The following is a 26,467-nucleotide window of genomic DNA, read 5'->3' on the forward strand; positions in this document are numbered from 1 at the left end:
ATGAAATCCACTAAATATTTAGAAGAATTAAGAAACTACGACGCGGCTCAGCTGAAAGAGCAGCTCGTTGCAGCGAAAAAAGAACTGTTTAATCTGAGATTCCAGAACGCAACTAACCAGCTTGAGAACACAGGCCGAATCAAAGAGGTAAGAAAAAACATTGCCCGTATTCAGACCGTAATCACAGAAAAAGCAGAGTAATACTGATTCTCAGGAAAGGAGAAACGTATCGTGGAAGAGAGAAATCTTAGAAAAACACGTGTAGGCCGTGTTGTCAGCGATAAGATGGATAAGACAATTGTTGTTGCAATCGAAGACAGCGTAAGACATCCGCTCTACAATAAAATCATCAAAAGAACATACAAATTAAAAGCTCATGACGAGAACAATGAATGCGGCATTGGCGACAGAGTCAGAGTTATGGAGACAAGACCCTTATCCAAAGATAAGAGATGGAGACTTGTCGAAATCGTAGAGAAAGCAAGATAAGGAGGCTGCCAGTATGATTCAGCAGGAAAGCAGACTGAAAGTAGCCGATAATACAGGAGCTAAGGAAATTTTATGCATCCGTGTTATGGGCGGTTCTACAAGAAGATATGCACATATCGGTGATATTATTACTGCTACGGTCAAAGATGCAACACCAGGCGGCGTTGTTAAAAAAGGCGACATCGTAAAAGCAGTAGTTGTTCGTACAAAGAGAAGCACACGCCGGAAAGACGGATCCTATATCTCTTTTGACGAGAATGCAGCAGTTATCATCCGTGATGACAAGACTCCAAGAGGAACTCGTATTTTTGGGCCAGTTGCAAGAGAGCTTCGTGAGAAACAGTTCATGAAAATTGTTTCTCTGGCTCCGGAAGTATTATAGGAGGAACGGCATGCAGAAGATTAAGACAGGCGATACTGTAAAGGTAATCGCTGGTAAAGATAAAGGCAAAGAGGGCAAGGTAATTGCTGTCAATGCAAAGAAAAACACCGTCACAGTGGAAGGCGTAAACACCCTGACCAAGCATGTAAAGCCCAGCGCTTCCAATGCTGCAGGCGGGATCATCACCGAAGAAGGCCCGATCCATGTATCGAACGTAATGTACCTTCACAACGGCAAAGCCACCAGAGTCGGATTCAAGATGGATGGTGACAAGAAGGTTCGCTACGCAAAGAGCACAGGCGAAGTCATCGACTGATTAAGAGAGGAGGGCTAAGAGCGTGAGTAGACTGAAAGAACAGTATCAGAACGAGATCGTAGATACACTGACGAAGAAATTTGGCTACAAGAACATCATGGAGGTTCCGAAGCTGGACAAAATCGTCATCAACATGGGCGTTGGCGAAGCAAAAGAAAACGCCAAAGTTCTGGAAACAGCCATGAGAGACATGGAGATCATTTCCGGACAGAAACCGGTTGCGACCAAAGCAAAGAAAGCCATCGCAAACTTCAAGATCAGAGAAGAAATGCCGATCGGATGCAAAGTTACCCTGCGCGGCGAGAGAATGTACGAATTCCTGGATCGTCTGGTAAACCTTGCACTTCCTCGTGTACGCGACTTCCGCGGAATCAACCCCAATTCCTTCGACGGACGCGGCAACTATGCGCTTGGTATTAAAGAGCAGCTGATCTTCCCTGAAATCGAGTATGATCAGATCGATAAGGTAAGAGGCATGGATGTTATTTTTGTTACCACAGCAAAAACAGACGAAGAAGCGCGCGGACTTCTTGCAGAGTTTGGCATGCCATTTGCGAAATAACAGGAGGAGATACTAATGGCTAAGAAATCAATGAAAGTAAAACAGCAGCGCAAACAGAAATTCTCCACCAGAGAATACAATCGCTGCAGAATCTGCGGACGTCCTCACAGCTACCTTAGAAAATACGGTATCTGCCGAGTATGTTTCCGTGAATTAGCATACAAAGGTGAGATCCCGGGCGTTAAGAAAGCAAGCTGGTAAGATAGAATCTGCCAGATAATATCAGGAGGAAAAAACATGGCAATGAGCGATCCGATTGCAGATATGCTTACAAGAATCCGTAACGCGAATACTGCAAAGCATGATACAGTAGATGTTCCTTCATCCAAAATGAAAAAAGCAATTGCTGATATTCTTGTAAATGAAGGTTATATCAAAAAATACGATATCGTAAATGATGGAAAATTCGACACTCTCCACATCACATTAAAATACGGTGTGGACAAAAACGAAAAGATCATCACCGGCATCAAGAGAATCTCCAAACCGGGTCTGCGTGTTTACGCAGGCAAGAACGAGATCCCGAAGGTTCTCGGCGGTCTTGGCATTGCGATTCTGTCCACCAATCAGGGTGTGATCACTGACAAAGAAGCTAGAAAATTACAGGTCGGCGGAGAAGTGCTGGCTTTCGTATGGTAAGTATTACAGGAGGTATGGCATGTCACGAGTAGGAAGAATGCCGATCGCGGTTCCAGCGGGTGTTACCGTAACAATCGCAGAAAATAATCATGTGACGGTCAAGGGTCCGAAAGGCACTCTTGAAAGAACTCTCCCGGCAGAGATGACAATTAAGCAGGAAGGCGAGGAGATCGTTGTATCCCGCCCGAATGACTTAAAGAAAAATAAAGCTTTACATGGTCTTACAAGATCACTTCTTAACAACATGATCACAGGTGTCGTTGAGGGATACAAGAAAGAGCTGGAAGTAAACGGCGTAGGTTTCCGTGCGCAGAAATCCGGCAAAAAGCTTACCCTGAACCTGGGCTTCTCCCATCCGGTTGAAATGGAAGATCCGGAAGGCGTGGAAGTTGCTGTAGACGGCAACAAGATCATCGTCAGCGGAATCGACAAAGAGAAAGTCGGCCAGTATGCCGCAGAGATCAGAGACAAGAAGAGACCGGAACCTTACAAAGGCAAAGGTATCAAGTATGCTGATGAGCATATCAGACGCAAGGTCGGCAAGACCGGTAAATAAATAAAGGAGTGACGTAAGCATGGTTAATAAAAAATCAAGAAGCGAAGTACGCGTAAAGAAACACATGCGTGTTCGCAATCATCTGTCCGGTACAGCCGAAAGACCTCGTCTGGCTGTATTCAGAAGCAACAATCATATGTACGCTCAGATTATTGACGATACTGCCGGCAATACACTTGTCGCAGCGTCCACACTGGAAAAGGACATCAAAGCTGCATGCGAGAAAACAAACAATGTAGAAGCTGCTGCTAAAGTCGGTGAAGCAATCGCAAAGAAAGCGCTGGCAAAAGGCATCGATACCGTTGTCTTTGACAGAGGCGGTTTCATTTACCACGGTAAGGTTCAGGCACTGGCTGATGCTGCGCGTGAAGCCGGATTAAACTTTTAACAGGAGGAAATAATCACATGAAACGTACAATCATTGATGCAAGCCAGTTAGAACTGGAAGAAAAAGTTGTATCGATCAAACGTGTAACCAAGGTTGTTAAAGGTGGTCGTAACATGCGCTTCACAGCACTGGTAGTTGTCGGTGACGGCAATGGCCATGTAGGTGCAGGTCTGGGCAAGGCAGCTGAAATTCCGGAAGCGATCCGCAAAGGAAAAGAAGACGCCATCAAGAACCTCATCGAAGTGAAACTGGATGACAACAACTCAATTACACATGATACAATTGGCAAACATACCGGCGCAAACGTATTGTTAAAGAGATCTCCGGAAGGTACCGGTGTCATCGCAGGCGGTCCTGCACGTAATGTGTGCGAGCTTGCCGGCATCCGCAACATCCGTACCAAATCTCTCGGATCCAATAACAAACAGAATGTAGTCCTTGCTACAATCGATGCACTGAGCCAGTTAAAATCACCGGAAGAAGTAGCCAGACTTCGCGGCAAATCCGTAGAAGAGATTCTTGGTTAAGGAGGGTGTAGACAATGGCAGACAAATTAAAAATCACACTTGTTAAATCAACCATTGGTGCAAAACCGAAACATAAGAAGACAGTTGAAGCACTTGGTTTAAGAAAGCTGAACAAGACAGTCGAATTACCTGACAACGCATCCACACGCGGTATGGTTCAGCAGGTAAGACATTTAGTAAAGGTCGAAGAGATCTAATCAGCAAGGAGGTCAGAGATGGATTTATCCAACTTAAAACCTGCAGAAGGTGCAAAGCACAGCAATAACTTCAGAAGAGGCCGCGGTCACGGATCAGGCAACGGCAAGACAGCAGGTAAAGGACAGAAAGGTCAGAAAGCCCGTTCCGGCGGCGGCACCAGACTTGGTTTCGAAGGCGGACAGATGCCTTTATACAGACGAATCCCCAAACGAGGATTCACCAACAGAAACGCAAAAGATATTGTTGGTATCAACGTTTCCAGACTGGAAGTATTTGACAATGACGCAGTTGTTACAGTTGAGACATTAATTGAGTCCGGCATTGTAAAGAATCCCCGCGACGGCGTGAAGATTCTGGGCAATGGCGAACTGACCAAAAAACTGAATGTAAAAGCAAACGCATTCAGTGCAGCTGCTAAAGAAAAGATCGAAGCAGCAGGTGGAAGTGTTGAGGTGATCTAATGCTGGAAAAAGTCCGTAACGCATTTAAACTGAAAGAGATCAGACAGCGTATTATCTTCACATTGCTCGTCCTTGTGGTAGTACGGATCGGGAGTCAGATCCCGATGCCTGGTGTCGATGGAGATTTTTTCTCCAACTGGTTGAAGCAAAATGTAGGACAGTCCTTCGGCTTTTTCGATGCGATTACCGGTGGCTCGTTTGAGAATATGTCGGTATTCGCATTGAATATCACCCCCTATATCACTTCTTCCATTATCATCCAGCTGCTTACAATTGCGATTCCAAAACTGGAAGAACTGCAGCGGGATGGTGAAGAGGGGCGGAAGAAGATTACTCAGATCACCCGTGTGCTGACGGTTATCCTGGCGCTTGGCGAATCACTGGCCATGGCCATCGGTTTCGGCCGTCAGGGCTATCTGACTGAGTTTAATGCATTAAATATTATCCTTGCTGTTGCCACGCTGACCGCAGGATCCACGATCCTGATGTGGCTGGGAGAACGGATTACCGAGCGGGGTGTGGGAAATGGTATTTCCATCGTCCTGACGATCAATATCATCTCCAGAATCCCCAGCGATATGGGTTCTCTGTGGGAACAGTTTGTAAAAGGAAAAGAGATTCAGTACATGGTCCTCTACGGAGCGATCATTGTTGCGATTATTCTCGCGGTTACGATCCTGGTCGTAGTGCTCCAGGGCGCGGAGAGACATATTCCTGTACAGTATTCCCGAAAAGTATTCGGCAGAAAACAGGTAGGCGGTTCCTCCACACATATTCCGCTGAAGGTAAACACAGCCGGGGTCATCCCGATCATCTTCGCACAGTCGATAATGATGTTCCCGGTAGTGATCGCGCAGCTGGCAGGCAAGTCCGGCGCCACCGGTGTTCCGGGATTTATCTTAAAGCTGCTGTCGCAGTCCAACTGGTGTGATCCTTCCAAACCGATTTATTCCATCGGCCTTGCGGTATATATTCTTTTAGTAATCGCATTTGCGTATTTCTATACGACCATTACATTCAATCCGCTGGAAATTGCGGACAATATGAAGAAATCCGGTGGTTTTATCCCGGGCATCCGACCGGGCAAGCCCACCAGCGATTATCTGCAGAATATGCTGAGCTATATTGTTTTTATCGGTGCGATCGGCCTGTCCATTGTCGCAGTCATCCCCATTTTCTTTGAGGGTGTTTTCAACGCGAACGTGTCCTTTGGCGGCACCTCACTGATCATTATTGTCGGTGTTATTATCGAGACTTTAAAGCAGATCGATTCGCAGATGCTGGTACGCAATTACACCGGTTTTCTGGATAACTAATACAATGGAGATACTCAGATTCTGGGTATCTCCACATGTGCTATTGGAGGCAATATCATGAAAATCATTATGTTGGGCGCGCCTGGCGCAGGCAAAGGCACACAGGCAAAGCAGCTGGCAGACAAATATGGAATTCCCCACATTTCCACAGGAGATATCTTCCGGGCCAATATTAAAGAAGGCACCGAACTGGGCAAAAAGGCAAAGGAATATATGGATGCCGGCGGCCTGGTTCCGGATGAGCTGGTATGTGATCTTGTAGTGGACCGGATCCGTAAGGATGACTGCGGCAAAGGGTTCATCCTGGATGGTTTTCCCCGCACGATTCCGCAGGCAGAGGCGCTTACAGCCGCTCTTGCGAAGTACGATGACAGCATGGACTATGCCATCGACATTGATGTGCCGGATGAGCAGATCATCAGCCGTATGGGCGGCCGCCGGGCGTGCTTAAACTGCGGAGCAACCTACCACATTGTCAACATTCCCCCGAAAAAAGAGGGGATCTGCGATCGGTGCGGATCTGAGATCGTGCTTCGTGATGATGATAAGCCGGAAACAGTGAAAAAAAGACTTGACGTATACCATGAGCAGACACAGCCGCTCATTGACTACTATCAGAAACAGGGCATCCTGAAAGAAGTGGATGGCACACAGCCAATGGACACGGTATTTGCAGAGATCGTCAAGCTGGTAGAAGCTTAAAGCTTGGGAGTCAGGAATGTCAGTATATATTAAATCACCCAGAGAAGTGGAACTGATCCGTGAATCCTGCCATATTCTGGCAGAAGTCTACGAACAGGTATCCAATATGCTGGAGCCGGGCATGTCCACCTGGGAAGTGGACCAGATCGCGGAACGTCTGATCCGTGAGCGGGACTGTGTCCCCAACTTCAAGAATTATGAAGGATTTCCCGGTACCGTATGCACATCCATCAACGAAGAAGTCGTACACGGAATTCCAAATAAAAACCGTGTCTTAAAAGAAGGGGATATCATCAGCCTGGATATGGGATGCATCTACAAAGGATATCATTCCGACGCGGCCCGTACCATCGGCATCGGCGAGATCTCCGAAGAAGCACAGCTTCTGATCAAACGGACTCGTCAGAGCTTTTTTGAAGGCATCCGTTTTGCCCAGGCCGGACATCATCTGCATGAGATCTCCAACGCCATCGGCGATTACTGTGAGAGTTTCGGATACGGGGTTGTCAGAGACCTGGTGGGACACGGCGTGGGAATCGCGCTTCACGAAGATCCGCAGATCCCGAATTTCCGCCAGAAGAGCAGAGGCATCCGGCTGCGTCCGGGTATGGTGCTTGCCGTGGAACCGATGGTCAATGCAGGCACCGGCGATGTAGAGTGGGCGAAGGATAACTGGACTGTCATTTCTGCGGACCATTCACTTTCCGCTCATTATGAAAACACGATTCTGATTACAGAAGAAGGCGGTCCGGAGATCCTGACGCTGACCCGGAGCGAAAAAGAACATGAGGGACAGCCGTCATGACAGGGATGCTGGCCAGGTCCAAAAGCGGACACGATAAAGGAAGGATTTATGCAGTGATCCGGGAAGAGGGATCCTTTGTATATCTTTCTGACGGAAAGCTGCGGCCGGTAAACCGTCCCAAAAAGAAAAATATCTGTCACATACAGCCGATTATCCGTCTGCCGGAGGAAGTCCGGGAACTGCTGAAAGATATTCCGGCAGTCACAGACGAACAGGTAAAACGGGCGATCAAGTGTTACCGGCAGGCGTCGGAACAGCAGCTGTGAAAAAGAAATCATGGAGGAAAATGAATGTCAAAAGCAGATGTCATTGAAGTAGAAGGTGTAGTAATCGAAAAACTTCCCAATGCGATGTTTCAGGTAGAACTGGAAAATGGTCACCAGATTCTCGCGCATATCAGCGGAAAGCTGCGTATGAATTTCATCCGGATCCTTCCGGGGGATAAAGTTACCGTGGAAATGTCACCCTATGATCTGTCCAAAGGACGCATCATCTGGCGTGCAAAATAAATCAGAGATTTTAAAAATACATCTTGCAATCTCAAATTGCGGATGATATAATACTTACCGACGCTTTTAAAGACATGGGGATAGTATGCGTATTTTCATGTCATTTGATGAAAGGAGGATTTGCTGTGAAAGTAAGATCATCAGTTAAGCCGATGTGTGAGAAATGTAAAGTAATCAAACGCAAAGGACGCGTCAGAATTATCTGCGAGAACCCGAAGCACAAACAGAGACAGGGCTGATCGCACAGCGATTCACATGCATGGGGCTGTTGCGCTCATGCGACACATTTATGAAGCGGCTGCAGCAGGCGAATCTGGCTTGCTGTTTTCATACAGACAGTGACAGCGTCACTGTTCTTTCTGTGTTTTGATACCGAGGACACGGAAAGCGTGGCATCCAGCGGGTGTATGCACACATTTCAGGCCGGGCGACCGGAGCTGCATGGGTTTGCTGGGATGTTGTAACTAATATCTGAAAACAATTATGGAGGTTTCACACACATGGCTCGTATTGCAGGTGTCGATTTACCAAGAGAAAAACGTGTAGAGATCGGTCTGACCTATATCTATGGGATTGGTTTATCCAGCTCCCGCAGAATCCTTGCAGAGGCTCAGGTTGATCCGAACACCCGCTGCAAAGATCTGACCGATGAAGAAGTAAAGAAGATCAGCGGCGTGATTGACGAAACCCAGGTCGTAGAAGGTGACCTGCGCCGTGAAGTCGCTATGAATATCAAGCGTCTTCAGGAGATCGGATGCTATCGCGGCATTCGTCACAGAAAGGGTCTGCCGGTTCGCGGTCAGAAGACCAAGACCAATGCCAGAACAAGAAAAGGCCCGAAGAGAACAGTAGCTAATAAGAAGAAATAAATATATTGTCTGAATATATTTGGAGAAAGTAGGTTAGTTTAGACATGGCGAAAAAAGTTGCAAAAAAAACAACAACTAGACGCGTAAAGAAAAACGTTGAACATGGACAGGCACATATTCAGTCCTCCTTTAACAACACAATCGTTACACTGACAGACGCGCAGGGTAACGCACTGTCTTGGGCAAGCGCAGGCGGTCTTGGGTTCAGAGGTTCAAGGAAATCTACTCCATACGCAGCACAGATGGCTGCAGAGACTGCTACCAAAGCAGCTCTTATCCATGGTTTAAAGACCGTAGACGTATTCGTAAAAGGACCGGGTTCAGGAAGAGAAGCAGCGATTCGTTCCCTTTCCGCAAATGGTCTGCAGGTGCTGAGCATCACTGATGTGACACCGGTACCGCATAACGGATGTCGTCCGCCGAAACGTAGAAGAGTTTAATCAGGAGGTGTAGCCACAATGGCAGTTAATAGAGTACCTGTTCTTAAAAGATGCAGATCACTTGGTCTGGAGCCGGCATATTTAGGATATGACAAGAAATCCAACCGTCAGCCGAGAAATACCCGTCGCAAGATTTCCGAGTATGGTCTTCAGCTGAGAGAGAAACAGAAAGCAAAATTTATCTATGGTGTTCTGGAAAAACCGTTCCACAACTACTATGAGAAAGCAGACCGCATGAAAGGCATGACCGGTGAAAACCTGATGACCATGCTGGAGTGCAGACTGGACAACGTAATCTTCCGTCTTGGTCTTGCCAGAACAAGAAAAGAAGCCAGACAGATTGTAGGACACAAGCATGTACTGGTAAACGGCAAATGCGTACAGATCCCGTCCTATCAGGTAAAAGCAGGGGATGTGATCACTCTGAAAGAGAAATGCGCATCCATGCAGAGATACAAAGATATCGCAGAAGTTACTGCAGGCCGTCTGGTTCCAGAATGGCTGGAGCAGAATCTGGAAGGACTTTCCGGAACAGTCAAGGATCTTCCGAAACGTGAGCAGATCGATGTACCGGTAGATGAAATGCTGATCGTCGAGTTATATTCGAAGTAAATAACAATCTCACTTTTATACAATCAAGGAGGGTTTGCATTGTTCGATTTTGAAAAACCGAAAATTGAAATTGCCGAAATTTCTGAAGACAATAAGTATGGAAGATTTGTCGTAGAACCACTCGAACGAGGTTATGGAACAACCCTCGGAAATTCCCTGAGAAGAATCATGCTCTCCTCACTTCCGGGCACTGCGGTCAGCCAGGTCAAAATCGACGGTGTACTGCATGAGTTCAGCTCAATCCCCGGTGTGAAGGAAGACGTTACCGAGATTATCCTTAACATTAAGAATCTTGCGCTGAAGAACACCAGCCCGACGGATGAGCCGAAGGTAGCATATATTGAATTTGACGGCGAAGGCGTGGTTACTGCAGCAGATATCCAGGCAGACCCGGATATTCAGGTGATCAACCCCGACCTGGTCATCGCCCACCTCAACGGCGGCGCAGATTCCAGACTTTACATGGAACTGACCATCACCAAGGGACGCGGATATGTCAGCGCTGACAAGAACAAGACAGATGACACTCCGATTGGTGTGATTGCTGTGGATTCGATCTACACACCGGTAGAGCGCGTGAACCTGCGCGTGGAAAATACCCGTGTAGGCAATGTTACAGACTTCGATAAACTCACTCTGGAAGTATATACCAACGGAACCTTACAGCCGGATGACGCAGTCAGCCTGGCAGCCAAGGTTCTGAGTGAACATCTGAATTTATTTGTAGATTTATCAGAAAAAGGAATCGAAGCAGAAGTTATGGTGGAAAACAATGAGGCATCTAAGGAGAAAGTCCTTGAGATGAACATTGACGAACTGGAACTTTCTGTCCGTTCCTATAACTGCCTGAAACGGGCGGGCATCAACACAGTGGAAGAACTGACCAACAAGAGCCAGGAAGACATGATGAAAGTGCGCAACCTGGGCCGTAAATCGCTGGAAGAAGTTCTCGCCAAGCTGAATGAACTGGGCCTGTCCCTGAATCAGGGCGAAGAAGCATAAACCGTGCGTCTGAACTGACCAAATCGAATCAATCGCACCGGCAGACTGTCCGTTTGAAATGCAGACAGGATATGTTTCAGCAAAAACTGTTATCGGCAGGAGGAGTAAGACCGCAGGGCATCCGAATGTCAGCCAATAGTGTGGCGTACGTCACGACTGGTGTCAATAAGACCAAAGGGCGTGGCCCGGCCGTACCACATGTAAGGAGAATATCATGGCAAAATATCGTAAATTAGGAAAAACTTCCGACCAGAGAAAAGCTCTTCTGAGAAACCAGGTAACCGCTCTGCTGTATAAAGGCAAAATCGTTACCACAGAAGCCAGAGCAAAAGAAGTAAAGAAAATTGCAGAAGGCATCATTGCCAAGGCAGTGAAAGAAAAAGACAACTTTGAAGAAGTTACCGTAAAGGCTAAAGTTGCCAAGAAGACTGCTGACGGCAAGAGAGTCAAAGAAGTCGTAGACGGCAAGAAAAAAACAGTATATGAAGAAGTGGATAAGACCATCAAAAAAGATCTTCCTTCCCGTCTTCATGCCAGAAGAGAGATCCTCAAGGTGCTGTATCCGGTTGTAGAAAACAACGGCAAAAAATCAGAAACCAAAAAAGTGGATCTCATCGATAAGCTTTTCACTGAAATTGCTCCGAAATACGCAGACCGCCAGGGTGGTTATACACGGATCATCAAGGTAGGCCCTCGTAAAGGTGACGGCGCAATGGAAGTTGTTCTTGAGCTTGTTTAATCTTTTCGATTGTTTTACAGATTTTAGAAAAAGAGTCGTTTCTCTGTTATCAGACAGAGAAACGACTCTTTTTTCGCACCTGTCAAAAACGGGGGTTCTGTGTTACAATAATCGGGGCTTTATGCATACCCCATGGAGGAAAGAATGAATCACAAAGTTTATCATACATTGGAATACGACAAGATTATCCAGCGCCTGACGGAATACGCCACATCCGATGGGGGACGGGAGATGTGCCAGCGGCTGAAACCGATGACCGATCTGGGACGGATCCGCAGAGGCCAGACAGAGACGGCCGATGCCTTTGCCCGTCTGTTAAAAAGCGGAAAACTGACGTTTTCCGGATTGAAAAATCCGAAGGCATCCATGAAGCGTCTGGAAATCGGCGGCGTGCTGAATACCGCCGAGCTGCTGGCAGTCAGCCGTCTGCTGCGGATCGCAGCGAAGGCAAAAGCTTACGGGAAGCCGGAGCGGGAGGATCTGCCCACGGATTCGCTTCAGGAGCTGTTTGACCGGCTGGAGCCGGTGCCGGGGCTGGCGGAGGAGATTGACCGCTGTATTCTGGCCGAGGATGAGATCAGTGATGATGCCAGCCCGAAACTGCGTCAGATCCGCCGGACCATCAACGGAATGAGCGAACGGATCCACAGCGCCCTGAACCGTATCGTCAATTCATCCGCCGGACGGATCTATCTGCAGGACCCGATTGTAACCATGCGTTCCGGGCGCTACTGTCTGCCGGTGAAGGCAGAGTACAAAGCGCAGATTCCCGGTATGGTCCATGATCAGTCTTCCAGCGGCAATACCCTGTTTATCGAACCGGTTTCCGTCGTCAAACTGAATAATGAGCTGCGGGAGACCTATCTGAAGGAAGCAGAGGAGATCGATGTCATTCTGGCCCGGCTCAGCAGTGACACAGCAGAATATTCCGCCCAGATTCAGGAAGATTTCATCACCTGCCGTCTGCTGGACTTTATTTTTGCCAAAGGCAGATATGCCCAGGCCATTAACGGTATGGCACCGGTGTTTAATACGGAGGGAATCATCCGGATCCGCAGGGGCAGACATCCGCTGCTGGATCCGAAAAAAGTGGTTCCCATCGATGTGTCCCTGGGAGAGGACTACCATGTGCTGGTGGTTACCGGACCGAACACCGGCGGAAAAACAGTTTCCCTAAAGACCGTCGGCCTTCTGACCCTGATGGGACAGGCAGGCATGCACATCCCGGCGGCAGACCGGTCCCAGCTGGCGGTGTTTGATGAGGTTTTCGCGGATATCGGGGATGAGCAGAGCATCGAACAGAGTCTCAGTACCTTTTCGTCCCATATTACCAACATGGTATCCATTTTCCGGCAGATGAATCCCAATTCCCTGGTGCTTTTTGACGAACTGTGCGCCGGTACGGATCCGAATGAGGGAGCCGCTCTGGCTATTTCCATTCTGGATGATCTGCGCAGCCGCGGAATTCGGACAATGGCTACGACCCATTACAGCGAAATGAAAATTTATGCTCTTTCCACCGAAGGGGTGGAAAATGCCAGCTGCGAATTTGATGTGGAGACGTTAAGCCCCACTTACCGTCTGGTTACCGGCGTGCCGGGCAAAAGCAACGCCTTTGCCATTTCCCAGCGCCTGGGGCTTCCGGAAAGCCTGATCGACGGCGCCAGACAGCGGCTGTCCCAGGAAGCGGAAAGTTTTGAAGATGTTATCGCAGACCTGGAACAGAGCAGACATACCATTGAGCAGGAGCAGCAGCAGATCGCACGGTATAAGACAGAAATCGAAACGATGAAGGAAGAACTGGCGGAAAGCAGGAACAAGCTGGAAGCCCGTCGGGACAAACTCATCGCGGAAGCCAATGAGGAAGCGGCGCAGATTCTTCGGGAAGCGAAGGAAGTGGCGGACGATACCATCCGCAAATTCCGAAAATACGGCAAAAACGGACTGGACGCCGCAGCCATGGAGAAAGACCGGGAGAAGGTACGGAAGCAGCTGGACAAGGCAAACCGCAATGCCGTGCAGAAGAAAAAACAGAAAATAGAGAACCATCAGGTACCGAAAAAACTGATGATCGGAGACTCTGTCAAAGTGCTGTCCATGAATCTGAAGGGAACCGTCCATACCCTCCCGAATGAAAAGGGGGATCTGATGGTACAGATGGGGATCCTGCGCTATAAGGTCAATATCCGGGATCTGGTGCTGATCAATGAAGATGCGCCGTCCAAAGCGCAGAGCCGGGGCACCACCATGGGCAGAATGAAGATGTCCAAGTCCTCCCAGGTACGGCCGGAGATCAACCTCATCGGAAAGAAGGTAGACGAGGCGCTGTCTCTTTTGGATAAATATCTGGATGACGCGTATCTGGCCAATATGCACAATGTGCGTGTGGTACACGGCAAGGGAACCGGCGCGCTTCGCAAGGCGGTGCATCAGTACTTAAAGACCCAGAAACATGTGAAATCCTACCATCTGGGCGAGTATGGAGAAGGGGACACCGGTGTCACCATCGTAGAGTTTAAATAAGGGAGCCCGGAGTTTGAGCAAGAGAGCCCGTAGTTTGAGTTAAAGGGCCCGGAGTTTGAGTAACAGAACCTGAAATTTGAGGAAAAGAGGGGGTAACTATGGCAGGCAAGCAGAAAATATTAATCGTGGACGATGACGCGAATATCGCCGATCTGATTTCCTTATATCTGGTCAAAGAGTGCTATGATACGAAAATCGTCGGCGACGGAGACGCGGCCCTGCAGGCATTTCGCACCTATCAGCCGGATCTGATCCTGCTGGATCTGATGCTGCCGGGCAAGGACGGCTACCAGGTCTGCAAGGAAATCCGCGCCCAGTCATCTACGCCGATTATTATGCTTTCCGCGAAAGGGGAAGTTTTCGACAAAGTCCTGGGCCTGGAGCTGGGGGCCGATGACTACATGATCAAGCCTTTTGACGCCAAAGAACTGGTGGCCCGGGTAAAGGCGGTGCTGCGGCGGACACAGACCCAGAAGACAGAAGCGCCGGCGGCCGGGATCAAGTGTGTGGAATACCCGGATCTGGTGATCAATCTCACAAACTACTCGGTACTGTACCGGAATGAAGTCATGGAAATGCCGCCGAAGGAACTGGAACTGCTGTATTTTCTCGCGGCTTCGCCGAATCAGGTATTTACCAGGGAACAGCTGCTGGATAATATATGGGGCTATGAATATCTGGGCGATACACGCACCGTGGACGTCCATGTCAAACGTCTGCGGGAGAAGCTGAAAGACAACGTACACTGGAAGATTGCCACGGTGTGGGGCATCGGCTACAAATTCGAGACGCTGCAGTAAGGAGCGGTTATGTGGAAAAATGTATATCAGCCGCTGATCGGAGCCTATCTGATTCTCGCCGCGGGCATGGTGGTGGCGGAGACCATATTTGTCAAACTGCAGGGCGGCCGGATCAGTGAAGAAATGATCATGGATATTACCGGCCTGCTGCTTTGCGTCTATATTCTGTCCTTTGTGGTGCTGATTGTGCTGACGACCACAATCTACCGGGCCATTCACCGGATGACAGCCGCAGCCGAGCGGTATGCCCGGGGAGAGTTCGGGGAAACCATTGATATCCGGCGCAAGGACGAAATCGGCCGACTGGCGGACACCATGAATTATATGGCCCATGAACTGGACACCCGGCAGGATGATCAGCGCAAATTCATATCCAATGTATCCCATGACTTCCGTTCTCCGCTGACCTCTATCAAAGGCTATGCGGAAGCGATTCTGGACGGCACGATCCCGCCGGAGATGCAGGACCGGTATCTGGGGATTATTATTTCAGAAGCAGAGCGTCTGCAGGGACTGACGGAAAATCTGCTGGACCTGAACAAATACGGCGCCAGGGGATTTTACCTGGAAATCAGCACGTTTGATATTAACGAGCTGATCCGCAGAGACCTGGAGGTCTTTGAAAGCAGATGCCGGGAGAAAAATATCCGTATTGTGCAGAAACTGACGCCGGGAGCAGCCGTGGTCAAAGCAGATTTCAAGCGGATCCAGCAGGTGATCCACAATCTGGTGGACAATGCATTGAAGTTCAGCGATACAGATTCGGAAATCATCGTGGAGACCGCGGTCCGCAGCGGAAAAGTTTTCGTGTCGGTGAAGGATTTCGGGGTGGGAATCCCAAAAGACAGTATCCGAAAAATCTGGGACCGGTTCTACAAGACGGATCCCTCCAGGGGAAAAGACAAGACCGGTACCGGCCTGGGACTGGCGATTGTCCGGGAAATCATCCAGGCGCACAAGGAAAATATCAATGTCATCAGCACGGAAGGCGCCGGATCGGAATTTATTTTCAGCCTGCCTTATGTGGGATGAAAGAATCAAATATATACATATCATACGAGGAGAGCAAATCATGAGTGAGAAGTATCTGGAACTTCAGAACGGAAGCGATATCCGGGGAGTGGCCTGCGGAGGCGTCCGGGAGGACAGGATCAATTTAACCGCGGACATATGCACTGACATCGGCTATGCCTTTGCCCTGTGGCTGACGGAAAAAACAGGGAAAAAACCGGAGGATACGGTGATCGCAGTGGGCCGGGATTCCCGTATTACCGGCCGGGAGCTGATCAAAGGTGTCATGAAGGGGATTTTGTGCAGCGGCGCCCGGGTGGTAGACTGTGGGCTGGCTTCCACACCGGCCATGTTTATGTCTCTGGTTTATCCGGAAACCGGCTACGACGGCAGCTGCATGATTACCGCCAGCCATCTGCCTTTTAACCGGAACGGGCTGAAGTTCTTTGACCGGGACGGCGGACTGGAAAAAGCAGACATCACAAAGATTCTGCAGATGGCAGGAGAGATCGACCGAAAGGGGAAAAATCCAGACATGGATGTGCTGCCGGAACTGGATCTTTTAAGCCTGTATTCGAAAAAGCTGTGTGAAGCCATCAAAGCGGGCGTGCAGGCAGAGGATTATGACCATCCGCTGGCAGGACTGAAAATTGCAGTGGATGCAGGCAACGGATCCGGCGGATTCTTTGCGGATGATGTGCTGAAAGTGCTGGGAGCAGACACCGACGGCAGCAGATATCTGACACCGGACGGCAGATTTCCCAACCATATCCCGAATCCGGAGAATAAAGAAGCCATGCAGTCCATTGTGGAGGCGACCCTGGCAAGCCACGCGGATCTGGGACTGATCTTCGACACGGATGTGGACCGGATGTCTGCCGTACTCTCCGATGGCACCCCGTTAAACCGGGACGCCATCATTGCCATGATGGCAGCGATTCTGGCACCGGAGAATCCCGGCAGCACGATTATCACGGACTCCGTGACATCGGACCGTCTGACGGACTTTCTGGAGGGCACGTTAGGATTAAAGCATCTGTGCTATATGCGGGGGTACAAAAATGTCATTAACAAATGCAAAGAGCTGAACGCCTCCGGAATCAATTCCCCGCTGGCCATGGAGACCTCCGGCCACGGATGCCTGAAGGAAAATTACTATCTGGACGACGGGGCGTATCTGGCGGTAAAACTGCTGATTGCCCTGGCACGCGCGAAAAAAGAAGGAAAAGAACTGTCCCATCTGATCGACGGGCTGTCCATGAAATTCACGGACCGAGAGGTACGTTACCGGATCACAGCAGAGGATTACCGCGCTTACGGCGCGCAGGTCCTGGAAACCTTCCGTCAGCGGGCGGAAGCAGCAGGCTATGAACTGCCTGAATCCTACGAAGGAGTGCGGGTGCGTTTCCGGGGAGAACCCACCGGCTGGATGCTTCTGCGGGCGTCCCTGCATGACCCGCAGCTGGTGCTGAACCTGGAAGGAACAGATGAGAAGAACTTTGAACAGATCCGGAATATCGCGGAAGAACTGCTGCAGGGCTTTGAAGGACTGGACTAAGGGTCAGCTACCGGAATCTGGCGGACGGAATATATAGAAAGAGTAATTATTATGAAATATATTGAAACACTGCGGGAAGGCGAACACATTGGAGAAGTCTACCTGTGCAAAAAGAAACAGAGCATGGTAACCAAGAATGGAAAACCCTATGACAACCTGACCCTTCAGGATAAGACCGGTCTGCTGAACGGAAAAATCTGGGATGTGAATTCCGGAGGAATCGGAGATTTTGATTCCATGGACTATATTTATGTCGTAGGGGACATCACGATTTTCCAGGGAGCGCCGCAGCTGAATATCCGGCGGGTCAGAAAAGTCAGCGAAGGGGAATACGATCCGGCGGATTATCTGCCCGTCAGTGAAAAGGACATTCCAACCATGTACAGGGAACTGACAGAGTACATTCAGAAACTGAAAAACCCGCATCTGAAGGCGCTGGCAGAAGTGTTTTTCGGAAATGAGGCCTTTGCCCGAAAGTTCCAGCAGCATTCAGCCGCCAAAAGCGTGCATCACGGCTATGTCGGCGGTCTGCTGGAGCATACCCTGTCCGTTACGAAAAACTGCGACTTTTTCAGCAAACAGTACCCGATTCTGAATCGGGATCTGCTGCTGACGGCAGCCATGCTGCATGACATCGGCAAACTGTGGGAACTGTCTTCGTTCCCGCAGAATGATTACACCGATGAGGGGCAGCTGCTGGGGCACATCATGATCGGCGCTTCAAAAATCGACAAACAGATCGACCGGCTCCCTGATTTCCCGAAGGTTTTAAAATCTGAGTTGCTGCACTGCATCCTGGCGCACCACGGGGAGCTGGAGTACGGTTCCCCGAAGAAACCGGCGCTGGCGGAAGCACTGGCGCTGAGCATGGCAGACAATCTGGACGCAAAGATGGAGACCTGGAAAGAAGCCACCGCTTCCCTGCAGGAGGGCAATCTGGAATGGCAGGGCTTTAACCGCCTGCTGGACTCCAATATCCGTCAGACCAGCCGATAAGGGGAAGGCATGAAGAAGAATGATGAATTAACCGTCCGAATCGAAGATATCAGCGTTAGCGGAGAAGGCATCGGCCGCGCGGAAGGCTTGGTGCTGTTTGTCAAAGATACGGTTCCGGGGGACCTGGCACGGGTCCGGATCATGAAAATGAAAAAAACCTATGGCTACGCCCGTCTGATGGAACTGCTGGAAGCCTCGCAGGACCGTGTGGAGCCGCGCTGTCCCAGCGCCCGGTCCTGCGGCGGCTGTCAGCTCCAGCACATGTCCTATGCCCGTCAGCTGCAGTTTAAAACAGAAAAAGTCCGAAATAACCTGATGCGGATCGGAGGATTTGACGAAGCGCTGCTGCAGCAGATCATGGAGCCCATTATCGGAATGGAAGATCCCTGGCGCTACCGCAACAAGGCACAGTTTCCGGTGGGAAAGGACAGAAACGGGCATATTGTCACCGGATTCTATGCAGGAAGAACTCACCGGATCATTCCAACCCGGGATTGCATGCTTGGGATAGAAGAAAACCAGGAGATCCTGGATCTGATCATAGTCCATATGGAGCGATATCATATCGAACCCTATGACGAAAGCACCGGAAAGGGACTGGTGCGCCATGTGCTGATCCGCAGCGGATATTCTACCGGCGAACTCCTGGCCTGCCTGATCATAAACGGAACGGAACTACCTTATGCAGAGGAACTGGCCGACCGTCTGTTTACTGTTCCGGGGATGACCTCCCTGTCACTGAACGTCAATCGTTCCAGGGGAAACCGAATCCTTGGAGAAGAAGTCATTCTCCTGCGCGGTCATGCAGCAATTACGGATACGATCGGCGCCGTGCGCTATCAGATTTCTCCGAAATCCTTCTTCCAGGTCAATCCGGTCCAGACGGAAAAACTGTACGCCACTGCGCTGGAATACGCCGGTCTGACCGGCGGCGAGACCGTCTGGGATCTGTACTGCGGCATCGGAACGATCTCTCTGTTCCTGGCACAGAAGGCGGCCAGAGTATACGGCGTGGAGATTGTTCCGGAAGCGGTCAGAGATGCGGAAAGCAATGCAGAGCTTAATGGCTTTGAAAACACCCGGTTTTTTGCGGGAAAAGCCGAAGAGATTCTGCCGGAATTTTACGAAAACGAACGGTATCAGGGCAGAAAACCTTATGCAGACGTGATGGTAGTGGATCCGCCTCGCAAGGGCTGTGACGCGGCGTTGCTGGAAACGATGCTGAAGATGCGGCCGGAGCGTATCGTATACGTCAGCTGCGATTCGGCGACGCTGGCCAGGGATCTGAAGATCCTGGCGGCCGGGGGATATGTGCTGCGGCGGGTGCGGGCGGCGGATATGTTTCCACAGGGGGTACACGTGGAGACGGTAGTCTTGATGTCAAAAAAAGATAAATAAGAGCCAGAAAGTGGCATATTTCCGGGCTCTTTCGGAAGTTTGGATTTGAAGCCAGACTTCTGAAAAAGCTCGGTTTTCTTATATTGAAACATATCTACTGCAAAAAGTGTGTCAGGATGTAACCTCGGATTAGATGTCACAATTTGAGACAGTGGATTAGATGCCAGGCATTTTGGGATGATTTTTGGAAAATGAAAAAGGGTGACAACCAATCCGGCAACTCGACCATTTTTGCGGTTTGCAGGCAGTGGATTAGATGTTAAGAGAGGTTATACAAATCGGAATTTGGAGGATAATAAGATGTTAGAATTTAAATATGATACTCAACTTTTAATAGAAGGCGAAAATCTTGACGAAGATAAAATTAGCGAATATTTCACAAACAATTTTAACGGAGATTGTTTGTTAGCAGTTGGAGATGAAGAACTTATAAAAATTCATTTTCATACAAATGAACCATGGAAAGTATTAGAATATTGTTCACAGCTTGGAGAAATTTACGACATTGTTATTGAAGATATGGACAGGCAAGCGAAAGGTTTAAAAGGCTAAATTCCAGTTTAATGTGTTTTCTATTGCGATGTTGCTGATGTGATTAAAGGTAATGGAGTAGCACCGTATTTTGGATCAGTTCCCGAACAGCATGTTTTTACCTTGACCAATTCCCAGACAGCAAGAACCTACGTGATTATGTTTCTCACTGTCTCGGGGCATGTGGAGACCGTAGTTCTGCTGTCACGAGTTAAGTAATATATAGGCCAGAAAAGGCTTAAAATCAAGGGATTCCTGAGATATGGCCAGTATATGGTGATATCCCCGGGATCCCTTTTTTAGTGCTTTGACAATAGTTCTGACCACTGGAAATTGCGAGGGCGAGGCTGAATAACTACTTTTTGGAGGGGGGAGACTATAGGATTATTGTCAGAAGAATCAAGATAAATACACTGTTTTTATTTCTGTTCGGGCGTGTGAATAATTCTCTGTAAATAAGATTTTCTATGATAATTATTGAGGGCTGGACGGCAGAACCTGCTGTTCAGCCCTTGGTTACTATCTAACAGAAATCCACAGGCATGTCAAGGGTACCCGACTCCGTCAGGCGTGCATTTCAACATTTACCTGCCAACGGATTTTTGTTATTCAGGCATCCGTTCCGGATACATGATCGATAATTCTCCGCGGACTCTGCCCCAGTTCCGGATCGGCATAGTCCATTTTTTGCATATTTCGAAGGATGATAAATATAAAGCTTTTAGCAAGGCTTGGGAACTCGGGAAAACGCTGCGCTGCCGGTTCAGTCGGCGGAACGACGAATTTAAGGATTCGATCGCATTTGTCGTATAGAAAGCCGTCCGCACGTCTTTCGAAAATTTGAAAATGGGCGAAATCGCATCCCAGTTTTCATGCCAGCGGTTCATGGCATGGGGATACTGACCGGACCATTTTTCTGTTACGCGGTCAACCTGCTCCAGCGCGGCCTTTTCATCCGCAGCTGTATCAATCGTCTTTAGGTCCTTGGCAAATGCTTTCATGTCCTTGTTCGCGACATATTTCAACGTATTACGCACCATATGGACAATACAGCGCTGCTGTTCTGTTTTAGGGAAGGCAGTGCTGATGGCATCCCTAATTCCCGTCAGACCATCGGAACAAAGGATCAAGATATCCTGTATCCCACGGTTTTTTAAGCTATTTAATACACTCAGCCAGTATTTGCTGCTTTCATTTTCGCCAATCACAATCGTTAGGATTTCTTTTTTGCCTTCATCATTGATTCCCAAGACAACATAAGCAGCAAGTTTTCGTATCACGCCGTCATCACGAACAGAAAAATGAACCGCATCAATAAAAACGATCGGATATACTGCGGAGAGCGGCCGGTTCTGCCATTCTTCAATTTTTGGCAGCAACTTGTCGGTAATATCAGAGACCATGCCTTCACTCACCTCGAAGCCATAAATGTCTTCGATCGTATCCGAAATCTGACGTGTGGACATTCCCTTTGCGTACATGGATATGATTTTTTCATCGATTGACGAAATATCTTTTTTACGTTTCGGAAGGACTTTAGGGGAAAAGGTGCTTTGCCGGTCCTGTGGGACATCTACCTCAAACTCACCATATTTACTGCGGACGCCTTTGGACTTTGTTCCGTTTCGATCATTTGGTTCGGAAGAACGCTCATACTTTTCGTAGCCAAGGTGGTTGTCCATTTCAGCTTCCAGCATTTCCTGGATCGTTCCGGACAGCAGATCTTTCAGGGCGTCCTGAATATCATCCGCTGTTTCGATATCGTACTCTTCAAACAGTCCCTGGATGATATTTCTTTTGTTTTCTGTCATGGGTTTCGGTTTGTAGACATTTCGCTTTTTGTTTGCCATAATCAAAGGCCTCCTATAAATTTGATTTTATCATAGAAGACCTTGATGATACGATTAAGTATTCATTTTTACAGAGATTATTTCATAGGCGGGGGTGCGGACGTTTTCTTGGACAGCCTAGGCAACCAATCCAAGAGATCGCCTGTACTCCACAGGGCTCAAATACCCTAACGATTTCTTGATTCTTTTTTCATTGTACCAATGAAGGTACAGATCTAACTCACGTGAGAATTCCTCCACGGTCACACCCGTCCAGTCCTGATTGTAGAAGAACTCATTTTTTATTCGTCCAAATAAACCTTCACAAGCAGCATTATCTGGAGAGCACCCTTTCTGTGACATGGATCTGGTATACCCGTTTATCTTCATTCTCTCGATCCAACCTGGCCAGCGATAGTGGCATCCTCGATCCGTATGAATGATTGGTTTGGAGTTTGCGCCTATGTTCGCAATCACATCGTCGAGCATGCCGTTGACGAGATCGGCATTTGGATGTTCGCTTATTCTCCACGTGACCAGCATTCCATCGAAGCAGTCTACTGCCGGAGACAGATATACCTTGCCGGCCGGAATAGCAAACTCGCTGATATCCGACAAAAGAAGTTCGTCTGGTTTCTCGCTATGAAAATCTCTCTGTACTTCGTTTGGAACAGCAGGACTGATTTCCCCCTTATACGAACTGTATTTCCTCGTTTTTCGGATTTTTACTTCAAGACCCTCTTCCTTCATCACTCTGCGAACGACCTTCTCCGAGACCTTTATCCCTGTCTTTTTTAGTTCTGCATGGATCCTGCGATATCCATACCGAGCTTTGTTTTCAAGGAATATACGAACAACTTCATGGCGCAGATACTCATATTTATCTTCTGCTGCAAAAGCCTTTATCTGATAGTAGTAACTACTCCTTGACAGTTTCATTCTTCGAAGCAGGATCGGTAGCGGGTACTTCTCCTTCATGGCGTCGATTACCGCTACTTTCTCCCTGTTCTTCAGGTCCTTCCAGTCGACGCCGGGGTCTTTTTTTAATACGTTAATTGTCTCCTTTAAGATATCTACTTCCAATTGGAGCTCGTACATCTGCTTTCTGAGCGATTCGACTTCTTCTGAAGATATCTTTTCATCCATATCCGGTAATTTTCCCGGCCTGATATTTTTCGTGTTCATCAGAGAAGCTGCACCTCCTTGAAGATATCGCTTTCGCCACATATATATGCTGGCTCGGCTGTATTCGATCTCCTCTGATACTGATTTTACACTCTCTCCATTCTCAAAGCAACGACGAAGCACTTGCAGCTTAAACTCCGCCGGAGGATTTCTGGGGTGCTCGGTGGTGTTTTTAAGATTAAGTTTTTTTCGCTTTTCTTTTGTTTTTCCCTCGTTACGAATCCAGGTATACAGTTGCTTTCTGCTGGGATAACCAAGTTGACGTACCACATCTGTAACAGATCCTGTCTGATGGAAAACATGCAGTGCCTTTGTTCTCTGTTCTTCTGAATACATCATTGACTCCTTTCAGAGCCCTATATGTGTCCAGGTTTTTGTCCGCACCCCCGGCTCTGGTAAGCTGCCTTAACTCAGACATTATTCAAACCTCCTGGTCGCCGAAATTAGTCCTCAGCGTTTTGCGGCAAGCTCTCCAGCATTTTACCGATTTCCTCATTATCTGTAAGATCATAGGCAATGGATAAGAAATATCTTGCAGCATCCGGAGCATTCTGCTCAAGGAAATGTCTGCCATAACTGACCGAAAGCCCGAGAATATCGTCGTCTGCTCCCATAGGGAATCCATATGTTTCAGCATATTCTTTAGCCTGCTCAATGGAAGGCTCTGGAATCTTTCCGTCGTTGGAAGAGTTGATATAGTACAGCTCAGACTGCGCCTGCTTGGATTCATGGTCAAACTGCAGACTGAGGAGGTAGCTGGCAATCGCCTCTGACCATAATTTCTTTTCTACAAAATAGAATCCGAGGTTACGGTAGCAGCGTGCCACATCAACCGAGCGGAACGCAATTTTGAAGGCCTCTTTTGTCAGGTTGAAGAACTGCTCCAGTTCGCCGGTCATCTTATATGTTTCAATATATTCAGACGTGATTCTGAAGCTGACCGGGTTCCAACGAAGACCTTTCCGAAGAGCTTCTTGAGCCTCCGGAATTCTTTTTAATTCCACAAGCAAGCTTCCGTAGAGCATGTAAATCTCTGTATAAGGAATCTGTGCTCTGCGGATGTCCTTATCTGGTTTGGCCCGATACTGGTACAAAATCTCCTCGAAAAACTCATCAAAAACATGGTATTCGCTCACCTGATCATCCTGGAATGCGTTCAGTTCTTCCACCTTCGTTACTAAAGCTTCCATGATGCGGAGGGCTTTATCGAAGTCCTTTTTATAGATATTAAAACGGACTTCTTCGAGTGCGGCTTCTGTGCCGGATGCATCGTTGTTAATAGCCTTAGCCAGTTCTTCTTTTTTATCATCAGGAATCAGCTCATAAATCAAACGACCGCAGGCGCGGATGATCTCTTTACTCAGCTCGTGTTCCTTGTAATTCTGCATTTGCTCTTCAAGATAGGCCATATCTTTCTGAAGATCACCGGATAGACCACCGGTGATTTCACGCATGATAGAATCAAAATCTTTGTTGCCAGCCATAGGAATACCTCCTTAATCACGTTGAGGGGAGACACAGATAATACTGCCGTCATCCTTCTTGTATGGAACAATCTGAATTGCATCCCCTATGTGTACGCCAAAGTCAGCATTGGGTTCATTTAATAACTCTCCGCGGATCTCATGTTCGCTCAGAAAATCACCGCGAACCCAGACTTGTTCAGGCTGGAGATCTCCATGTAGAAGGAGGACAGCTAGGTCATCCGGATATTCCGGATGGCGGCAGGCATCAAGAAATGCCATGGACCGGAGCTGCTCTTTGTCCGAGTTTGAGGTATCATAGCTGTCTCTGATCAATTTTTCAAAACCTTCAAATTGATTTACATTCAGATCTGTTTGTGCAAGATCAAGATATTTTGCATCCTTTAGGCTGCCAAATCGCATGATCAACATTGCATTTTCTATAGAATCACGAATCGAAAGATGATTATCCTTAAGTGATGCAAGCTTGGCTATCTGGAAAGACAGGCCTGCCTGTTCGTCAATGTATCCATAAGCAATAGCGCCGGTATCATCATCAATCAGAAAATCCTTCATCAACTTTTCCAGAATATCACGACATTCGATATACACGAAGCGGTGATAGAAGTTCCGGAAGCTGGAATCCGTAACGCTATGCATCTCGCTCTGAAGAAGGGGTTCCAGGTCGAAAAAGACTCCAGAATCCGTCATGCCAAGAGGGGAGGAGCAACGAGCAAGCCATTCTTTGGTGATGAGCTCTGGGACAGGATCCTGAACCGACTTGTTCTCAAACCGTTCTCGGGAATCTTTGATAAGTTGATCCTCGATGCTGAGTTTTACATTTTCAAAGAGCTTCCAACGTCTATCATCCGGAAGATGAAGCAGCAGTATCTGAGTTCTGCCCTGGTACTCATATTTATCAAGGACTTTGAAATGTGCATTGTTTCTGGCAACAAACAGCCCCCAGTTTGTACCGTGCTCAAATTCACCGAAGTCAGCCATGTGGTTAGACAGAATAGCATATCTGTGAGTGGTCACCATTCCCATGACACGGCTGCTGGCATCCGTAAAACCGCGTTCCATGATGATTGTCTGTGGCTCGTATTTTTTTGCGCAGACAGGGGGAAGATTCACATCACGGACATACATTGTAAGGCCTGGCAAGATCTCATTTATTAAATCCTCAAACAGTTTAATATCAATATCGGGAGTCATAGGAACCTCCTTTCTGCTGATTAGAGCTTATTGACAATACCGGTGAAGTCAGGTCGTCATCGAAGGAGTATTTGAATTCTGGAAGGGACACGACAACACGTTCCTGAGTTCGTGTTTCATAAAGCTCTGTAAAATCAAGTTTTTTGAGCGCTATGTTCAGGAAAGCTACAGATTTCTTCTTTGGTAGCAGAGGCATGAACGCGTAATCAATATTTTTATAGGGCTTTACAAAACCAGTGAAAGAACCATTCTCAACATATTCGCGCTCCGAGTCTTCGATCATGGCAATTTCTTTAGTCGTACCGTCAGAGCTTGAAAACTCTTTATACTCGATATCGTTTCGGATGTAATGCTTTGTCCATTTTCCTTCAAATGCTGTGGCGTTTATCAAGCAGGCCAACATATCTTTCATCTGAGCTGTTGAAAGAATGATCTGATCTGCCATA

The 26,467-nt window shown here is 48.1% G+C and carries 35 protein-coding genes; 30 read left to right on the forward strand and 5 right to left on the reverse strand.

Annotation, left to right across the window (positions count from 1 at the left end; genetic code table 11):
* The 30 genes from rpmC to CXIVA_RS09230 all read left to right on the forward strand — a co-directional run bounded on the left by rpmC (window position 1) and on the right by CXIVA_RS09230 (window position 20,350).
* Window positions 1-201 (forward strand): 50S ribosomal protein L29, encoded by a 201-nt coding sequence (gene rpmC / locus CXIVA_RS09090; protein ID WP_013977726.1) that lies wholly within the window; start codon window positions 1-3, stop codon window positions 199-201.
* 30 nt (window positions 202-231) lie between these two features.
* Window positions 232-489 (forward strand): 30S ribosomal protein S17, encoded by a 258-nt coding sequence (gene rpsQ / locus CXIVA_RS09095; RefSeq protein ID WP_013977727.1) that lies wholly within the window; start codon window positions 232-234, stop codon window positions 487-489.
* Between the two features lie 13 nt (window positions 490-502).
* Window positions 503-871: a 50S ribosomal protein L14 gene (rplN, locus tag CXIVA_RS09100; protein WP_013977728.1), complete on the forward strand. Its 369-nt coding sequence runs from the start codon at window positions 503-505 to the stop codon at window positions 869-871.
* Between the two features lie 10 nt (window positions 872-881).
* Complete coding sequence (gene rplX / locus CXIVA_RS09105) at window positions 882-1,187, forward strand: 50S ribosomal protein L24 (protein ID WP_013977729.1); 306 nt, start codon at window positions 882-884, stop codon at window positions 1,185-1,187.
* Window positions 1,188-1,209: 22 nt separating this feature from the next.
* The gene (gene rplE, locus CXIVA_RS09110; protein ID WP_013977730.1) at window positions 1,210-1,749 is read left to right on the forward strand and encodes a 50S ribosomal protein L5; all 540 of its coding nucleotides are present in this window, start codon (window positions 1,210-1,212) and stop codon (window positions 1,747-1,749) included.
* Window positions 1,750-1,764: 15 nt separating this feature from the next.
* On the forward strand, window positions 1,765-1,950 hold the full coding sequence (locus CXIVA_RS09115) for a type Z 30S ribosomal protein S14 (RefSeq protein ID WP_013977731.1): 186 nt from the start codon (window positions 1,765-1,767) through the stop codon (window positions 1,948-1,950).
* A gap of 36 nt (window positions 1,951-1,986) precedes the next feature.
* A complete protein-coding gene (gene rpsH / locus CXIVA_RS09120) occupies window positions 1,987-2,388 on the forward strand; it encodes a 30S ribosomal protein S8 (RefSeq protein ID WP_013977732.1) in 402 nt (133 codons plus the stop codon).
* A gap of 19 nt (window positions 2,389-2,407) precedes the next feature.
* Window positions 2,408-2,944 (forward strand): 50S ribosomal protein L6, encoded by a 537-nt coding sequence (gene rplF, locus CXIVA_RS09125; RefSeq protein WP_013977733.1) that lies wholly within the window; start codon window positions 2,408-2,410, stop codon window positions 2,942-2,944.
* 19 nt (window positions 2,945-2,963) lie between these two features.
* Window positions 2,964-3,332: a 50S ribosomal protein L18 gene (gene rplR, locus CXIVA_RS09130; protein ID WP_013977734.1), complete on the forward strand. Its 369-nt coding sequence runs from the start codon at window positions 2,964-2,966 to the stop codon at window positions 3,330-3,332.
* Between the two features lie 17 nt (window positions 3,333-3,349).
* The gene (gene rpsE / locus CXIVA_RS09135; RefSeq protein ID WP_013977735.1) at window positions 3,350-3,859 is read left to right on the forward strand and encodes a 30S ribosomal protein S5; all 510 of its coding nucleotides are present in this window, start codon (window positions 3,350-3,352) and stop codon (window positions 3,857-3,859) included.
* Between the two features lie 14 nt (window positions 3,860-3,873).
* Window positions 3,874-4,056: a 50S ribosomal protein L30 gene (gene rpmD, locus CXIVA_RS09140; RefSeq protein WP_013977736.1), complete on the forward strand. Its 183-nt coding sequence runs from the start codon at window positions 3,874-3,876 to the stop codon at window positions 4,054-4,056.
* A gap of 18 nt (window positions 4,057-4,074) precedes the next feature.
* Window positions 4,075-4,518 (forward strand): 50S ribosomal protein L15, encoded by a 444-nt coding sequence (gene rplO, locus CXIVA_RS09145; protein WP_013977737.1) that lies wholly within the window; start codon window positions 4,075-4,077, stop codon window positions 4,516-4,518.
* Window positions 4,518-5,834: a preprotein translocase subunit SecY gene (secY, locus tag CXIVA_RS09150; RefSeq protein WP_013977738.1), complete on the forward strand. Its 1,317-nt coding sequence runs from the start codon at window positions 4,518-4,520 to the stop codon at window positions 5,832-5,834. The genes rplO and secY overlap by 1 nt, the downstream gene beginning before the upstream one ends.
* A 57-nt stretch (window positions 5,835-5,891) precedes the next feature.
* Entirely contained in the window at window positions 5,892-6,536 is a 645-nt protein-coding gene (locus CXIVA_RS09155; protein WP_013977739.1) for an adenylate kinase, read from the forward strand.
* A 16-nt stretch (window positions 6,537-6,552) separates the two neighbouring features.
* Entirely contained in the window at window positions 6,553-7,341 is a 789-nt protein-coding gene (gene map, locus CXIVA_RS09160) for a type I methionyl aminopeptidase (protein WP_013977740.1), read from the forward strand.
* Complete coding sequence (locus CXIVA_RS09165) at window positions 7,338-7,607, forward strand: KOW domain-containing RNA-binding protein (protein WP_013977741.1); 270 nt, start codon at window positions 7,338-7,340, stop codon at window positions 7,605-7,607. The genes map and CXIVA_RS09165 overlap by 4 nt, the downstream gene beginning before the upstream one ends.
* Window positions 7,608-7,631: 24 nt before the next feature.
* Window positions 7,632-7,850, forward strand: a complete 219-nt coding sequence (gene infA, locus CXIVA_RS09170) for a translation initiation factor IF-1 (protein WP_013977742.1) — start codon at window positions 7,632-7,634, stop codon at window positions 7,848-7,850.
* Window positions 7,851-7,975: 125 nt separating this feature from the next.
* Window positions 7,976-8,089, forward strand: coding sequence for a 50S ribosomal protein L36 (gene rpmJ / locus CXIVA_RS13900; protein ID WP_083835008.1), 114 nt, complete (start codon window positions 7,976-7,978; stop codon window positions 8,087-8,089).
* A 261-nt stretch (window positions 8,090-8,350) separates the two neighbouring features.
* Complete coding sequence (gene rpsM, locus CXIVA_RS09175) at window positions 8,351-8,719, forward strand: 30S ribosomal protein S13 (RefSeq protein WP_013977743.1); 369 nt, start codon at window positions 8,351-8,353, stop codon at window positions 8,717-8,719.
* 44 nt (window positions 8,720-8,763) lie between these two features.
* Window positions 8,764-9,159 carry a 30S ribosomal protein S11 gene (gene rpsK / locus CXIVA_RS09180; RefSeq protein ID WP_013977744.1) on the forward strand — a complete coding sequence of 132 codons (396 nt, stop codon included), beginning with the start codon at window positions 8,764-8,766 and terminating at the stop codon, window positions 9,157-9,159.
* 18 nt (window positions 9,160-9,177) lie between these two features.
* Complete coding sequence (gene rpsD, locus CXIVA_RS09185) at window positions 9,178-9,771, forward strand: 30S ribosomal protein S4 (RefSeq protein ID WP_013977745.1); 594 nt, start codon at window positions 9,178-9,180, stop codon at window positions 9,769-9,771.
* A 39-nt stretch (window positions 9,772-9,810) separates the two neighbouring features.
* Window positions 9,811-10,773, forward strand: a complete 963-nt coding sequence (locus CXIVA_RS09190; protein ID WP_013977746.1) for a DNA-directed RNA polymerase subunit alpha — start codon at window positions 9,811-9,813, stop codon at window positions 10,771-10,773.
* Window positions 10,774-10,987: 214 nt separating this feature from the next.
* Entirely contained in the window at window positions 10,988-11,512 is a 525-nt protein-coding gene (locus CXIVA_RS09195) for a L17 family ribosomal protein (protein WP_013977747.1), read from the forward strand.
* A 144-nt stretch (window positions 11,513-11,656) separates the two neighbouring features.
* Window positions 11,657-14,035 carry an endonuclease MutS2 gene (locus CXIVA_RS09200; protein WP_013977748.1) on the forward strand — a complete coding sequence of 793 codons (2,379 nt, stop codon included), beginning with the start codon at window positions 11,657-11,659 and terminating at the stop codon, window positions 14,033-14,035.
* A 98-nt stretch (window positions 14,036-14,133) separates the two neighbouring features.
* Entirely contained in the window at window positions 14,134-14,835 is a 702-nt protein-coding gene (locus tag CXIVA_RS09205; RefSeq protein WP_013977749.1) for a response regulator transcription factor, read from the forward strand.
* A gap of 9 nt (window positions 14,836-14,844) precedes the next feature.
* Window positions 14,845-15,867: a HAMP domain-containing sensor histidine kinase gene (locus CXIVA_RS09210; RefSeq protein ID WP_013977750.1), complete on the forward strand. Its 1,023-nt coding sequence runs from the start codon at window positions 14,845-14,847 to the stop codon at window positions 15,865-15,867.
* 40 nt (window positions 15,868-15,907) lie between these two features.
* The gene (locus CXIVA_RS09215; protein WP_013977751.1) at window positions 15,908-17,404 is read left to right on the forward strand and encodes a phosphoglucomutase; all 1,497 of its coding nucleotides are present in this window, start codon (window positions 15,908-15,910) and stop codon (window positions 17,402-17,404) included.
* A gap of 51 nt (window positions 17,405-17,455) precedes the next feature.
* Window positions 17,456-18,400: an HD domain-containing protein gene (locus tag CXIVA_RS09220; protein WP_013977752.1), complete on the forward strand. Its 945-nt coding sequence runs from the start codon at window positions 17,456-17,458 to the stop codon at window positions 18,398-18,400.
* A 9-nt stretch (window positions 18,401-18,409) separates the two neighbouring features.
* A complete protein-coding gene (rlmD, locus tag CXIVA_RS09225; RefSeq protein ID WP_013977753.1) occupies window positions 18,410-19,798 on the forward strand; it encodes a 23S rRNA (uracil(1939)-C(5))-methyltransferase RlmD in 1,389 nt (462 codons plus the stop codon).
* A 300-nt stretch (window positions 19,799-20,098) separates the two neighbouring features.
* A complete protein-coding gene (locus CXIVA_RS09230) occupies window positions 20,099-20,350 on the forward strand; it encodes a hypothetical protein (protein WP_005330582.1) in 252 nt (83 codons plus the stop codon).
* Window positions 20,351-20,934: 584 nt separating this feature from the next.
* On the opposite strand, the gene CXIVA_RS09235 is transcribed toward CXIVA_RS09230, so the two are convergent.
* The 5 genes from CXIVA_RS09235 to CXIVA_RS09255 all read right to left on the reverse strand — a co-directional run bounded on the left by CXIVA_RS09235 (window position 20,935) and on the right by CXIVA_RS09255 (window position 26,466).
* Window positions 20,935-22,179: an IS256 family transposase gene (locus CXIVA_RS09235; protein WP_013977754.1), complete on the reverse strand. Its 1,245-nt coding sequence runs from the start codon at window positions 22,177-22,179 to the stop codon at window positions 20,935-20,937.
* A gap of 117 nt (window positions 22,180-22,296) precedes the next feature.
* Window positions 22,297-23,682, reverse strand: coding sequence for an IS3 family transposase (locus tag CXIVA_RS09240; RefSeq protein ID WP_347475625.1), 1,386 nt, complete (start codon window positions 23,680-23,682; stop codon window positions 22,297-22,299).
* 104 nt (window positions 23,683-23,786) lie between these two features.
* On the reverse strand, window positions 23,787-24,827 hold the full coding sequence (locus tag CXIVA_RS09245) for a hypothetical protein (protein WP_013977757.1): 1,041 nt from the start codon (window positions 24,825-24,827) through the stop codon (window positions 23,787-23,789).
* Between the two features lie 12 nt (window positions 24,828-24,839).
* On the reverse strand, window positions 24,840-26,021 hold the full coding sequence (locus tag CXIVA_RS09250) for a hypothetical protein (RefSeq protein WP_013977758.1): 1,182 nt from the start codon (window positions 26,019-26,021) through the stop codon (window positions 24,840-24,842).
* The gene (locus CXIVA_RS09255) at window positions 26,005-26,466 is read right to left on the reverse strand and encodes a serpin family protein (protein ID WP_013977759.1); all 462 of its coding nucleotides are present in this window, start codon (window positions 26,464-26,466) and stop codon (window positions 26,005-26,007) included. The genes CXIVA_RS09250 and CXIVA_RS09255 overlap by 17 nt, the downstream gene beginning before the upstream one ends.
* Between the last annotated feature and the right edge of the window lies 1 nt (window position 26,467).

Source organism: Clostridium sp. SY8519, assembly GCF_000270305.1.
Classification (GTDB): Bacteria; Bacillota; Clostridia; order Lachnospirales; family Lachnospiraceae; genus SY8519.

Coding starts and splice junctions, on each gene's coding strand:
- rlmD (WP_013977753.1), top strand. CDS start 18,410: ATGAAGAAGAATGATGAATTAACCGTCCGAATCGAAGATATCAGCGTT.
- CXIVA_RS09220 (WP_013977752.1), top strand. CDS start 17,456: ATGAAATATATTGAAACACTGCGGGAAGGCGAACACATTGGAGAAGTC.
- CXIVA_RS09165 (WP_013977741.1), top strand. CDS start 7,338: ATGACAGGGATGCTGGCCAGGTCCAAAAGCGGACACGATAAAGGAAGG.
- rplR (WP_013977734.1), top strand. CDS start 2,964: ATGGTTAATAAAAAATCAAGAAGCGAAGTACGCGTAAAGAAACACATG.
- CXIVA_RS09240 (WP_347475625.1), bottom strand. CDS start 23,682: ATGATGTATTCAGAAGAACAGAGAACAAAGGCACTGCATGTTTTCCAT.
- CXIVA_RS09215 (WP_013977751.1), top strand. CDS start 15,908: ATGAGTGAGAAGTATCTGGAACTTCAGAACGGAAGCGATATCCGGGGA.
- CXIVA_RS09155 (WP_013977739.1), top strand. CDS start 5,892: ATGAAAATCATTATGTTGGGCGCGCCTGGCGCAGGCAAAGGCACACAG.
- infA (WP_013977742.1), top strand. CDS start 7,632: ATGTCAAAAGCAGATGTCATTGAAGTAGAAGGTGTAGTAATCGAAAAA.
- rpsE (WP_013977735.1), top strand. CDS start 3,350: ATGAAACGTACAATCATTGATGCAAGCCAGTTAGAACTGGAAGAAAAA.
- CXIVA_RS09245 (WP_013977757.1), bottom strand. CDS start 24,827: ATGGCTGGCAACAAAGATTTTGATTCTATCATGCGTGAAATCACCGGT.
- CXIVA_RS09200 (WP_013977748.1), top strand. CDS start 11,657: ATGAATCACAAAGTTTATCATACATTGGAATACGACAAGATTATCCAG.
- rpsH (WP_013977732.1), top strand. CDS start 1,987: ATGGCAATGAGCGATCCGATTGCAGATATGCTTACAAGAATCCGTAAC.
- rplX (WP_013977729.1), top strand. CDS start 882: ATGCAGAAGATTAAGACAGGCGATACTGTAAAGGTAATCGCTGGTAAA.
- rpsM (WP_013977743.1), top strand. CDS start 8,351: ATGGCTCGTATTGCAGGTGTCGATTTACCAAGAGAAAAACGTGTAGAG.
- CXIVA_RS09235 (WP_013977754.1), bottom strand. CDS start 22,179: ATGGCAAACAAAAAGCGAAATGTCTACAAACCGAAACCCATGACAGAA.
- CXIVA_RS09255 (WP_013977759.1), bottom strand. CDS start 26,466: ATGGCAGATCAGATCATTCTTTCAACAGCTCAGATGAAAGATATGTTG.
- CXIVA_RS09195 (WP_013977747.1), top strand. CDS start 10,988: ATGGCAAAATATCGTAAATTAGGAAAAACTTCCGACCAGAGAAAAGCT.
- CXIVA_RS09205 (WP_013977749.1), top strand. CDS start 14,134: ATGGCAGGCAAGCAGAAAATATTAATCGTGGACGATGACGCGAATATC.
- rpmC (WP_013977726.1), top strand. CDS start 1: ATGAAATCCACTAAATATTTAGAAGAATTAAGAAACTACGACGCGGCT.
- CXIVA_RS09115 (WP_013977731.1), top strand. CDS start 1,765: ATGGCTAAGAAATCAATGAAAGTAAAACAGCAGCGCAAACAGAAATTC.
- CXIVA_RS09250 (WP_013977758.1), bottom strand. CDS start 26,021: ATGACTCCCGATATTGATATTAAACTGTTTGAGGATTTAATAAATGAG.
- rpsD (WP_013977745.1), top strand. CDS start 9,178: ATGGCAGTTAATAGAGTACCTGTTCTTAAAAGATGCAGATCACTTGGT.
- CXIVA_RS09210 (WP_013977750.1), top strand. CDS start 14,845: ATGTGGAAAAATGTATATCAGCCGCTGATCGGAGCCTATCTGATTCTC.
- rpmD (WP_013977736.1), top strand. CDS start 3,874: ATGGCAGACAAATTAAAAATCACACTTGTTAAATCAACCATTGGTGCA.
- map (WP_013977740.1), top strand. CDS start 6,553: ATGTCAGTATATATTAAATCACCCAGAGAAGTGGAACTGATCCGTGAA.
- CXIVA_RS09230 (WP_005330582.1), top strand. CDS start 20,099: ATGTTAGAATTTAAATATGATACTCAACTTTTAATAGAAGGCGAAAAT.
- rpsK (WP_013977744.1), top strand. CDS start 8,764: ATGGCGAAAAAAGTTGCAAAAAAAACAACAACTAGACGCGTAAAGAAA.
- rplN (WP_013977728.1), top strand. CDS start 503: ATGATTCAGCAGGAAAGCAGACTGAAAGTAGCCGATAATACAGGAGCT.
- secY (WP_013977738.1), top strand. CDS start 4,518: ATGCTGGAAAAAGTCCGTAACGCATTTAAACTGAAAGAGATCAGACAG.
- rplO (WP_013977737.1), top strand. CDS start 4,075: ATGGATTTATCCAACTTAAAACCTGCAGAAGGTGCAAAGCACAGCAAT.
- rplF (WP_013977733.1), top strand. CDS start 2,408: ATGTCACGAGTAGGAAGAATGCCGATCGCGGTTCCAGCGGGTGTTACC.